Origin of the sequence: Asanoa sp. NPDC050611, from assembly GCF_040654855.1 — a bacterium.
Classification (GTDB): domain Bacteria; phylum Actinomycetota; class Actinomycetes; order Mycobacteriales; family Micromonosporaceae; genus Asanoa.
Genome location: NZ_JBFAIU010000065.1, coordinates 17,760 through 28,970, shown reverse-complemented (window position 1 = coordinate 28,970; position 11,211 = coordinate 17,760). Strand labels below are relative to the sequence as shown.

The following is an 11,211-nucleotide window of genomic DNA, read 5'->3' as shown; positions in this document are numbered from 1 at the left end:
CGCCGGCGGCGACCAGGAAATCAGCGGTGTACGCACCCCGCGAGGTGTCGAGCACCCAGCGGCCGTCGACGAACGCCGCGCTGCGGACCTCGTGCTGGAGGGTGACCTCAAGGAGGCGGCCGGCGGGTTGCGGGACGTGGGTGTGCTGCGGGGGATCGCCCGCTCCGGCGTGACCGACGCGCTGCGGCCGGCCGTGCGGGCCGCGCACCTGCGGCTGCTGGACACCCGCGACGCCCTGCACGTCGCCGTGGGGCGGCGGGTCGACCGGCTCGTGGCGCAGGAACGGTCGGCGGTGGCTGCCCTGCTGGGGCTCGACGACGGTGACGCGCTGCTGCGGCGGGTGGCCAGTGACGCGCGGACCGTCGCGAACGCGCTCGACGACGCCTGGCGGGCGGCTGACCGCGTACGGGTGATCCGTCGGCGTGGGGCCGACGGAAAGCCCGTGCGCCGGCCCGTCGCGCGGGACGTGGTCGAGCAGGACGGGGAGCTGGTGCTCGCGCGCACCGCGATCGGGGCGCGGCCCGACCCGTCGTTGTCGCTGCGGGTGGCCGCTGCCGCCGCCACGACGCGGCTGCCGATCTCGCGGGCCACGTGCGAGTGGCTGGCCGCCTACTGCCCGCCGTTGCCGTCACCGTGGCCGCCGGCGGCCCTGACGGCGTTGGTCACGCTGCTCGGTGCGGGTCCCGGCCTGGTGCCGGCGTGGGAGACCTGCGACCGGTACGGGCTCGTGGACGGGTGGCTGCCGGAGTGGGCCCGGATGCGGTCGTTGCCGCAACACAACCCGGTGCACCGCTACACGCTCGACCGGCATCTCGTGCAGGCGGCGGCCGAGGCGACCGCGTTCACCCGCGAGGTCGACCGGCCGGACCTGTTGCTGCTGGCCGCGTTCCTGCACGACGTCGGCAAGGGCCTGCCCGGCGACCACAGCGCGGCCGGCGCACCGGTCGCGGAGGCGGTCGCGACCCGGATCGGGCTGCCGTCGGCGGAGGTCGCGCTCATCTCGAAGCTGGTGCGGCTGCACCTGCTGCTGCCGGAGGTGGCGACGCGGCGGGACCTGTCGGATCCCAAGACGATCGCGTCGGTGGCTTCCGCGGTCTCGGACGTGACCACTTTGGACCTCCTGCACGGCCTGGCCCGGGCGGACGCGTTGGCCACGGGGCCGGCGGCGTGGTCGGACTGGAAGGGGCGGCTGGTCGCGGAGCTGGTGCGGCGGACCCGCACGGCACTCGACACCGGCGTCCTGCCGGCGCTGCCGACACCCGACCCGGCGCTGGTGGCGGGGCCGCTGCCGGCCGTACACCTGGATGGTGACCGGGTCGCGGTGGCCGCGGCGGACCGTCGCGGGTTGCTGGCCGCGGTGGCCGGTTGCCTGGCGCTGCACCGCCTGGACGTGCTCGGCGCCGACGTGTCCACGGTGGAGGGGCGGGCGCTGGTCGAGTTCCTGGTGCAGCCGCGGTTCGGCACGCCGCCCGACCCGATCGCGCTGGCCAGCGACCTGCGTCGGGCCGTGACCGGCGACGTCTCGGTGACGCAGCGGCTGCGCGGGCGCGGCGGTCGTCCCGCGGGGTCGGGTGCGCCGCCGCGGGTGGTCTGGCACCGGGACGCGGCGACGGACGCGGTGGTGCTGGAACTGCGGGCGGCGGACTCGCCGGCCCTGCTCTACCGGGTGGCCAGCGCCCTGGACGAGGCGGGCGCGGCGGTGCGGGCGGCGCGGATCTCGACCCTGGGCGGGGACGTGGTGGACGCGTTCTACCTGGTGGGCTTCGGCGCGGGGGAGCAGGCCGTGACCGCGGCGGTGCTCGCCGCTGCGCAGTCCTGAGGGCGTTGTCTACGTCGCCGGGCGTACGCCGGGTGCCGCTTGCGCACGGACGTGCTTTGTCTCCCGGCCCGGCAGCGTGGGTGCCATGGAACCGGTGGTGTGCGAAAAGCTGACGAAACGGTACGGCGAGGTGGTCGCCGTCCAAGATCTCGATCTGGTGGTCCGGGCCGGTGAGGTGTACGGCTTCCTGGGCCCCAACGGCGCGGGCAAGACGACGACGCTGCGGATGCTGCTCGGGCTGGTCCGGCCGACCGGCGGGCGGGTGCTGCTGCACGGTCAGCCGCCGGGTGACCTGACGGGGGTCGGCGCGATGATCGAGGGGCCGGCGTTCTATCCCTACCTGAGCGGGCGGGACAACCTGCGGGTGCTGGCGAGCTATGCCGGCGTCGACCGGCGGCGGATCGACGTCGTGCTCGACCTCGTGGACCTGGCCGCGCGGTCGAAGCACAAGTACGCGACGTACTCGCTGGGCATGAAGCAGCGGCTCGGGGTGGCCGCCGCCCTGCTCAAGGACCCGCAGCTGTTGATCCTGGACGAGCCGACGAACGGGCTCGACCCGGCCGGCATGGCCGACATGCGGGCGCTGATCCGCCGGCTCGGTGCCGCCGGTTCCACCGTCCTGATCTCCAGTCACCTGCTCGGCGAGGTCGAGCAGATCTGCGACCGGGTCGGGATCATCTCGCACGGCCGGCTCATCGAGGAGAACACGGTGGCCGAACTGCGCGGCGGCGCCGGTGCCGGGCTGCGGATCCAGGCGACGCCCGTCGACAACGCGGTGTCCTGGCTGCGGCTCGTGCTCGGGCCGGACGCGGTCACGGTGGTCGACGGCACCGCTCTCGACGTCACCGTCGACCCGTCGCGGGCTGGGGAGATCAACGAGTCGCTGGTGAAGGCGGGCGTGACGGTCAGCGAGCTGCGGGCCCGCGAGCGCGACCTCGAGCAGGTGTTCCTGGAGCTCACCGGGGGTGAGAGCAATGGTCGGTAGTTTCCGCGCGGAGCTGACGAAGCTCACCAAGCGGCCGGCGACGTGGCTGCTGCTGGGCATCGCTCTGACTCTCGGGGCCCTGTTCGCCTACGTCATCCCGTACCTCGGTGCCACCAACGGCTCGACCGGCCCCACCGCGGACCGCGGCCTCGCGGCGACCCTGCCGGCTTCGATCGTCGGGAACACGCTCGGCGGTTACCCGGTCTTCCTCGGCGCGCTGCTGGTCGTGCTCGGCGTGCTGTTCGTCGGCGGCGAGTACGGCTGGGGCGCCTGGAAGACCGTGCTGACCCAGGGCCCGTCGCGGCTGTCCGTGCTAGGTGGCAAGTTCGCCGTCCTGGCGCTCGCCGCGCTGGGCTTCGTCCTCGCGATCTTCCTCATGGGTACGGTCGCGAGCCTGCTCATCGCCGCGGCGGAGGACGCGTCGATGACGTTCCCGTCCGCTGTGGACATCCTGCGCGGGATCGGCGCGGGTTGGCTGATCGCCACGATGTGGGCGATGTTCGGCGCCGTGCTCGGCATCCTGCTGCGCGGCGTCGCCCTGGCGGTGGGCCTCGGGCTGGTCTGGATGCTCGTCGTGCAGAACCTGATCTCGGAGCTGGCCGCGCCGTTGCTGCCGTGGGTGGACTCGGCGCAGCGGGGCCTGCCCGGGCCGGGCGCGGGGTCGCTGGTGGCGTCACTCGGGGCGCCGGTCGGCACGCCGGGCGTCGAGTCGGTGATGGGCGGCGGGGTGGCCTCGCTCGTCGTGGCGGCGTACCTGGTCGGTTTCGTCGCGGTGGGGGCGGTCGTCCTGCGCCGCCGTGACATTCTCTAGAACTGTGGGTGCCGTGATGAGTGCCAAGCGCCTGGGCGGTGTACGCCGGTGGGTGACGGATGGGCTCATCACGGCTTTCCTGCTGCTGATCGGCGGTTTCGGGTCACACTTCGCGCAGGCGAACCAGGAGGCCACGGGGGCGCTGCGTACGCCGCTGGACGTCCTCGGCTACGCGATGATCTTCGCGGCCGCCGGGGTGACGATCATCCGTCGGCGGTGGCCGGTGACCACGCTCGGTGTGGTCGCCGGGCTGACCGCGGCGTACCTGATCATCGGCTATCCCTACGGCCCGATCCTGATCAGCTTCGCGGTGGCCATCTACACGGTGGCGGGCGAGCTCCCGTTACGCCGGGCGGCCTGGTTCGGCGGGGTCGCTTTCGTGTTGTTGGCCCTGCACGCCTTCTTCCCGTTCCACGACTTCACGAACACGAAGTTCAACGGCCTCCTCCCGTCGGCGGCCTTCGTAGCGGTCCCGTTCGCGATCGGCGTGACGGTCAAGGTCTCGCGCGAGGCGGTGCAACGGTCCCGGGCGGACGAGGCGCGCCGGATCGCGGACGACGAGCGGCTGCGGGTGGCCCAGGAGGTGCACGACGTCGTGGGCCACGGCCTGGCCGCGATCAACATGCAGGCGGAGATCGCCCTGCACCTGCTGCCGCGCAAGCCGGAGGAGGCGGAGGCGGCGCTGACCCGGATCAGCCGGAGCAGCAAGGCGGCCCTCGACGAACTCCGGGTGACGCTCTCGGTCCTCCGCCAACGCGGCGACCGCGCGCCGGCGCCGGGCTTGGCCCAGGTCCCGGCGTTGCGGGACCGCCTGGCGGAGTCGGGCCTGCCGGTGACGCTGTCGGTGGTCGGCGTGGCGGCGGAACTCCCGCTGGCGGTGGACCTGGCGGCCTACCGGGTGGTCCAGGAGTCGCTGACCAACGTCCTGCGCCACGCGGGCTCGGCGACGGCGTCCGTAGTGATCACCCACCTTCCGGAGTCGGTGATAGTCGAGGTGACTGATACCGGCCGCGGCGGCCCTGTCCTGGTGGGTTCGCCGGGCCACGGCCTGGAGGGCATGCGCGAGCGTGTGACGGCGCTGGGCGGCACGCTCGCCGCGGGCCCGCTGACCGCGGGCCGCGGCTGGCGGGTCCAGGCCGAGCTACCGGTAGCCCCCGACCCCACCACGGACCCAAACGGAGCGTGGTGAGGGGTGCGAGCGAGGACCCAAGGCCGGCGGGCTTCGGACCGTCTGCCGTCCGCGGCGCTGGCGCCGGTGCCGGCGTCGGTCGGTGCTGTCGGGCGGGGTCGGTTCGCGTGGACGACGGGGGAGTCGGTTGGGTGGCGCTGATGGTGCTGTCGGGCGGGGTCGGTTCGCGTGGACGACGGCGAGTTGGTCGGGTGGCGCTGATGGTGCTGTCGGGCGGGGTCGGTTCGCGTGGACGACGGCGAGTTGGTCGGGTGGCGCTGATGGCGCCGTCGGGCAGGGTCGGTTCGCTCTGAGGATCTTGAGTAGTTCAGGTGACGCGTGCAGGGTCGGGCTGCGAGCAGGTCGCGTGGCGCCGATGGCGCTGTCACGCGGGATGGGTTCGCGCCCAGGGCCGCGTGTTCGTCGCGTGACGCCGCAAGCGCGTGTTCGCGCGGGCGGTTGCCACACCGACAAGCCGGCGACCGTCGGGCGGGCCACAACTCGCCCCCCGCGCCGCGGCCAGCCGCCGTGGTGCGTGGTCCACGGTCTGCACGACGGCTCCCGGGTTGGCGCGAGATCAGGCGGGCAGCGGTGGTGGGGTTGATGGGGCAGGGTGAGGGACGTGGCTGACGAGATCGGTGTGTTGATCGCGGATGACCAGGATCTTGTGCGGATCGGGCTGCGGTCGTTGGTAGAGGCCGAGGACGGGATGCGCGTCGTCGGGGAGGCCGCCGACGGGCTTGATGTCGTGGCCAAGGCCGCGGCCACGGCGCCGGAGATCGTGTTGATGGATGTGCGTATGCCTGGCATCGACGGGATCGAGGCGACCCGGCGGATCGTGGCCGACCCCGCTTTGGAGCACACGCGCGTCATTGTGCTCACCACGTTCGAGCTCGACGAGTACGTGTTCGACGCTCTGCGGCACGGTGCCAGTGGATTCCTGACCAAGGACACCAAGCCCGCGGAGTTGTTGCGGGCCATTCGGCTCGTGGCGGGCGGGGAGGCGTTGCTGTCGCCCTCCGTGACCCGGCGCGTCGTGCGCGAGTTCTCCTCTCGGCCCTCGCGCACGCTCAAGCCGCACCCGCAGCTGGGCACGCTGACCGAGCGCGAGCGCGAGATCGTCGGCCTCGTCGGCGAGGGACTCTCCAATGAGGAGATCGCCGAGCGGTTGGTGGTCTCGCCCGCGACCGCGCGTACCCACGTCAGCCGCGCGATGATCAAGCTGGGTGCCCGGGATCGCGCCCAGCTCGTCGTGTTCGCCTATCAGTCGGGCCTGGTGGCCCTCTGAGCCCAGGCGAGCACCCGCATCGCGCGAAGCGTGTTCCAGCGGCTCGGCTGGCCGTCGCCCGCCTCGAGCGAGAAGTAGACCAGGCCCGGGTGCGTGTTCTCCAGCAGCCACGTGCCGTCGGGTAGTCGTTTGCTTTCCACCAGGTCGAGCGCTTCGGCCACGCGGTCGTCGGGCCGGCCACCGGCGTCGCGGAAGTAGTCGAGTGCGCGGAGCACGTCGTAGTGCCAGCGCGGCGGGAACGAGAACCGCAACCAGTCGTCGACGACCACCTCACCGGTGCTCTTGCGGCGGAACAGGTGACGTTCGAGCAGGTACTCCTCGCCGCCGCGACGGGCCGCGGCGACGTCGCGGGTGCCGCCGGCCCGCTCGTAGGCCAGGAGGCCTTCGAGCACGTTGAGCGTGCTGGCGAACGACGAGACCTTCGAGCCGTTTTCCAGCTCGCAGTTCCAGCCGCCGTCGTCATATTGCTCGCGTAGCAGGCGGTCGACGATGCCGTCGACGGGCTGCCCGAAGTAGGCGCCGATCCGTACCGTGCGGCCGTTGATGCAGGCCTCGACCTCGCCGTCGAAGAAGCGCTGGCTGTCGTGCTCCCAGACGACGTGGTCGCGCACCGCGTCGAGGGCCTGCCGCACGCGCTCGTCGGCGGGGTCGATGCCGAGGTCGATGAGGACGTCGAGCGTCGGGAGCGTGGAGACCCAGGGCTGGCCGTCCTGGCCGTCGGCCGGTCGCTCGTGGTCGGGGCCGGTGTGTTTGTAGCCCCGGCCCGGGAAGCACGCGCCGCCGGCCCAACCGCCGCCGTCGTCCTGCAGCGCGAGTAGTCGCGCACCCCACCCCTCGCGGGCGACCTTGGCCCGCTCGGCGGCGACGACGTCGGCGGGCGCGCCCGCCAGATCCCGCAGAACCTGCCAACGGATCGCGGGGTCGGAATCGAGCAACCAATCCATGACGGTCATGGCGATGAGGCTAGACCCGCACCCCGACAAAGGAGGGCCCCATGCCGGTCGATGGGCCGCACGAAGTGTGCGGTTGACCAGCACACGGCGGATCTCGGGCGCCGCGAATCCAAGATTGATCATGCGGTCGCCGTCGACGCATGGGCGAGGCGTCGGCGCTTGCCGGCTGCTGCCAAGGCTCTGTTCATGGGCTGCGCCTGCCCGAGGGGCGTGCGGTGATCGGCGAGCCGGGGCCCGCTGCCGGCGCGGGCCGTGCGCTGGTCGGATCGCGTCCGGCAACGGGCGAGTGTGTCCGTGGGCTGCGCCTGCCCGAGGGGTGTGCGGTGATCGGCGAGCCGGGGCCTGCTGCCGGCGCGGGCCGTGCGCTGGTCGGATCGCGTCCGGCAAACGGGCGAGTGTGTCCGTGGGCTGCGCCTGCCCGAGGGGTGTGCGGTGATCGGCGAGCCGCGGCCTGCTTGCCTGCGCGAGCCGTGCGCTGGTGGGACCGCACGCGGGTGGCAGCCGGCGACGATCGGGCTAAGTCGCCAACCGCAGGAGCGGCCAAAGGGCGAGGGCGCGCCACAGGTGGCCGGCCGCCGGGAGCAGCTGACGCGCCGAGTGCGGCCAGGGCACCAAGCGCATGACTGCCTCCGCGGAGGGACCTGATCGAGGGCGGCGACGTCGTCGACACCGTGCCTGCTCGCGGTGCCGGTGGAACGTGATCGCGGGATGGGCGACGGGGCTGTGCATCGGGCGCGCGTGGATCTGATCTTGAAGCCCGGTGGTGTGACAAGCGTCCGCGGCGGCGTGCCGCTTGATCTGATGGCGGGGTGCGGGTGACCAGGCGCGGAGCTGGCGAGTGACGCGTCAGCGAGCGGTGTCCGGCGGGAGCGACGGTCGCGCCCACCGCGTACCCGGGAAATGGGTCGTTGGGTCTGAAGAGACCGCCCGCCGGCGGCATGAGCGGCCGTTGCGGAGCGGGCCGGATACCCTAACGAGGGTCCTTCCGGCCTGCTTCGCCCACCGAACTATGACAAACGGGATGTTTACGTGTTCGACACCCTGAGCGACCGCCTCAACGGGATCTTCACCAAGCTCCGTGGCAAGGGGCGGCTGACCGAAGCCGATATCGACGCGACCGCGCGTGAGATTCGGTTGGCGCTGCTCGAGGCCGATGTCGCGTTGCCGGTGGTTCGGGCGTTCATCGCCCGGGTCAAGGAGCGGGCGCGTGGCTCGGAGGTCTCCCAGGCGCTCAACCCGGCGCAGCAGGTCATCAAGATCGTGCACGAAGAGCTGGTCAACGTGCTGGGTGGCGACACCCGGCGGCTGCAGCTGGCCAAACAGCCGCCTACCGTGATCATGCTCGCCGGTCTGCAGGGTTCCGGTAAGACGACGCTCGCCGGCAAGCTCGCCCGTTTCCTCAAGGGGCAGGGTCACCAGCCGGTGCTCGTCGCCGCTGACCTGCAGCGGCCCAACGCGGTCACGCAGCTCCAGGTGCTCGGCGAGCGCGCCGGCGTCGAGGTGTTCGCGCCCGAGCCGGGCAACGGGGTGGGCGACCCCGTCGACGTGGCGCGGGCTTCGATCGAGCACGCCAAGCGGGTCGCGCGCGACATCGTGATCGTCGACACCGCCGGCCGGCTCGGCATCGACCAGGAGATGATGGCGCAGGCCGCCAACATCCGCGACGCCGTCGACCCCGACGAGGTGCTCTTCGTCATCGACGCGATGGTCGGTCAGGACGCGGTCAACACCGCCGAGGCGTTCCGGGACGGTGTCGGCATCACCGGCGTCGTGCTGTCCAAGCTGGACGGTGACGCGCGCGGTGGTGCGGCGCTGTCGGTACGTGAGGTGACCGGGCAGCCGATCCTGTTCGCGTCGACGGGCGAGAAGCTCGAGGACTTCGACATCTTCCACCCCGACCGGATGGCGAGCCGGATCCTCGGGATGGGCGACGTGCTCACGCTGATCGAGCAGGCCGAGCAGGCCTTCGACGCCGATCAGAAAGAGAAGATGACCGCCAAGCTCATGGGCGGTGAGCAGTTCACGCTCGAGGACTTCCTCGACCAGATGGTGGCGATGCGGCGGATGGGTCCCATCGCCAACGTACTGGCCATGATGCCGGGCATGGGGCAGGTCAAGGACCAGCTCGCGGACCTCGACGACAAGCACTTCGACCGGGTCACGGCGATCATCCGCTCGATGACGCCGGGCGAGCGGGTCAACCCGAAGATCATCAACGGGTCGCGGCGGGCGCGCATCGCCAGCGGCTCCGGCGTCACGGTGATGGACGTCAACCAACTGCTCAACCGCTTCGCCGAGGCGCAGAAGATGATGAAGCAGATGGGCGGCATGATGGGCCTGCCGGGTTCGCGCCGCAAGGCCACGAAGAGCCCGAAGAACAAGCGCAAGGGCACGAAGGGCGGCTCGCGTCCGCGTCCGGTCGGTGGGGTTCCGGGTGGCTTCCCGGGCGGGATGCCGGGCGGAATGCCGCCTGGGTTCGACCCGTCGGCCCTGCAGGGTGACGGCGCGCAGGGGCTGCCGCCGGGGTTCAAGCTGCCGAAGATCGACTTCAACAAGCTCCGCCGCCAGGAGGGCGACAACAACTAAGCCGATGTCGTACGCCGCATTTAGGATCGCCGGGTGGCATACGAGTTTCAGGTGACCGTCGACTGCGCGGAGCCGCACGTGTTGGCTGACTGGTGGGCCGACGCGCTCGGGTGGGACGTCGAGCCCCAGGACGAGGGGTTCATCCGGAGCATGATCGCGCAGGGTCATGCCACCGACGACGAGACGACCCGGCACAACGGGAAGCTGGTCTGGAAGACCGGCGCGGCGATCCGCCATCCCGAGGGGCTGGAGCGGGCGCCGCGGATGCTCTTCCAGTGGGTGCCGGAGCCCAAGACCGTGAAGAACCGGATGCACCTCGACCTGCGTACGGGCGACGACCGCGACGACGTCGTGCAGCGGCTGCTCGGCAAGGGCGCGACCTACCTGCACGACGGCCGGCAAGGTCCGATGAGCTGGGTGACGCTGGCCGACCCGGAGGGCAACGAGCTGTGCGTGAGCTGACGCCGCTGCACGTCCGCGGTGTGGTGTTGCCCGACGACACCACCCGCGACCTCTGGCTGGTCGGCGACCGGGTCACGTTCTCGCCGGTGGCCGGGGCCGAGACGATCAGCGAGGGCGGCTTCGTGCTGCCGGGGCTGGTCGACGCGCACTGCCACATCGGCATCGCCGCGGGCGGCGGGCCGGTCACGACCGTCGATCAGGCGCTGGCCGCGGCCGTGGTCGACCGCGACGCCGGCACGCTGGCGATCCGGGACGCCGGCTCGCCGTTCCCCTACCCCGAGCTCGACGACCACCCCGACGCGCCGCGGCTGTCCCGCGCCGGGCGGCACCTCGCCGCGCCCAAGACGCACCTGCGCGGCATCCCGATCGAGTGCTCGCCCGAGGAGCTACCGGCGGCCGCCGCGGAGCAGGCCCGGGCCGGCAACGGGTGGGTGAAGCTGGTCGGCGACTGGCTCGACCGGTCGCGGGCCGACCTCGGGCCGACGTTCGAGCCCGACGTGCTCGCGGCGGCGATCGACGCGGCGCACGCGGCCGGCGCCCGGGTCGCGGTGCACACGTTCGACGAGGCGACGGTGTCCACATTGGTCCGCGCGGGCGTCGACTCGGTCGAGCACGGCACGGGCCTGTCCCTCGATGACATCGACGAGATGGCCCGCCGCGGCACGGTCCTCGTGCCCACGATGATCAACATCGAGACGTTCGACGACATCGCGGCGCGGGCCGACGAGAAGTTCCCCGGCTACGCGGCCCACATGCGCGCCCTGCACGCCGGCTTCTCGGCGGTGGTCCGGGCGGCCCACGAGGCCGGCGTGCCGATCCGGGTCGGCACCGACGCGGGCGGCGCGATCCCGCACGGCGCCTGCGCCGACGAGATGCTGATGCTGCACGAGAAGGCCGGCATGCCGGCGGTCGACGTGCTGGCCGCGGCCTCCTGGGCGGCGCGCGACTGGCTCGGCTTCCCGGGCCTGGTCGAGGGCGGGTTGGCCGATCTCGTGGTCTACGAGGCCGACCCAAGGGCCGACCTACGCGTGGTCCGCGCGCCGAGCCGGATCGTGTTGAAGGGCCGGGTCATCCGCTAGGGGCCGGCTGCTCATCCGCCTCAGCGGACATCGGAGACCACACGGCACGGCCGAATGGCG

At 72.3% G+C, this 11,211-nt stretch carries 9 protein-coding genes; 8 read left to right on the top strand and 1 reads right to left on the bottom strand.

What is annotated here, in order from left to right; translation table 11 throughout:
* The 5 genes from AB0H87_RS13140 to AB0H87_RS13120 form a co-directional block, all read left to right on the top strand.
* On the top strand, positions 1-1,819 hold a 1,819-nt coding region (locus AB0H87_RS13140; protein ID WP_360143536.1), incomplete at its 5' end, for a [protein-PII] uridylyltransferase.
* 85 nt (positions 1,820-1,904) lie between these two features.
* On the top strand, positions 1,905-2,804 hold the full coding sequence (locus AB0H87_RS13135; RefSeq protein ID WP_360143533.1) for an ABC transporter ATP-binding protein: 900 nt from the start codon (positions 1,905-1,907) through the stop codon (positions 2,802-2,804).
* Complete coding sequence (locus AB0H87_RS13130) at positions 2,794-3,615, top strand: ABC transporter permease (protein WP_360143530.1); 822 nt, start codon at positions 2,794-2,796, stop codon at positions 3,613-3,615. Before AB0H87_RS13135 ends, AB0H87_RS13130 begins: the two co-directional genes overlap by 11 nt.
* A gap of 16 nt (positions 3,616-3,631) precedes the next feature.
* On the top strand, positions 3,632-4,804 hold the full coding sequence (locus AB0H87_RS13125; protein WP_360143527.1) for a sensor histidine kinase: 1,173 nt from the start codon (positions 3,632-3,634) through the stop codon (positions 4,802-4,804).
* A gap of 601 nt (positions 4,805-5,405) precedes the next feature.
* Positions 5,406-6,071, top strand: coding sequence for a response regulator transcription factor (locus AB0H87_RS13120; protein ID WP_360143524.1), 666 nt, complete (start codon positions 5,406-5,408; stop codon positions 6,069-6,071).
* Here the strand turns inward: AB0H87_RS13120 and AB0H87_RS13115 are convergent.
* Positions 6,047-7,024 (bottom strand): hypothetical protein, encoded by a 978-nt coding sequence (locus AB0H87_RS13115; protein WP_360143521.1) that lies wholly within the window; start codon positions 7,022-7,024, stop codon positions 6,047-6,049. The two genes, AB0H87_RS13120 and AB0H87_RS13115, sit on opposite strands and share 25 nt — an antisense overlap.
* 1,029 nt (positions 7,025-8,053) lie before the next feature.
* Between AB0H87_RS13115 and ffh the strand changes: the two genes are divergently transcribed.
* The 3 genes from ffh to AB0H87_RS13100 are packed head-to-tail and all read left to right on the top strand — an operon-like array spanning position 8,054 to position 11,151.
* Positions 8,054-9,610 (top strand): signal recognition particle protein, encoded by a 1,557-nt coding sequence (ffh, locus tag AB0H87_RS13110; protein WP_360143518.1) that lies wholly within the window; start codon positions 8,054-8,056, stop codon positions 9,608-9,610.
* A 33-nt stretch (positions 9,611-9,643) separates the two neighbouring features.
* Complete coding sequence (locus AB0H87_RS13105; RefSeq protein ID WP_360143515.1) at positions 9,644-10,072, top strand: VOC family protein; 429 nt, start codon at positions 9,644-9,646, stop codon at positions 10,070-10,072.
* Complete coding sequence (locus AB0H87_RS13100; protein ID WP_360143545.1) at positions 10,069-11,151, top strand: amidohydrolase family protein; 1,083 nt, start codon at positions 10,069-10,071, stop codon at positions 11,149-11,151. Before AB0H87_RS13105 ends, AB0H87_RS13100 begins: the two co-directional genes overlap by 4 nt.
* The last annotated feature ends 60 nt before the right edge of the window (positions 11,152-11,211 follow it).

Coding starts and splice junctions, on each gene's coding strand:
- AB0H87_RS13135 (WP_360143533.1), top strand. CDS start 1,905: ATGGAACCGGTGGTGTGCGAAAAGCTGACGAAACGGTACGGCGAGGTG.
- AB0H87_RS13115 (WP_360143521.1), bottom strand. CDS start 7,024: ATGACCGTCATGGATTGGTTGCTCGATTCCGACCCCGCGATCCGTTGG.
- AB0H87_RS13125 (WP_360143527.1), top strand. CDS start 3,632: ATGAGTGCCAAGCGCCTGGGCGGTGTACGCCGGTGGGTGACGGATGGG.
- AB0H87_RS13130 (WP_360143530.1), top strand. CDS start 2,794: ATGGTCGGTAGTTTCCGCGCGGAGCTGACGAAGCTCACCAAGCGGCCG.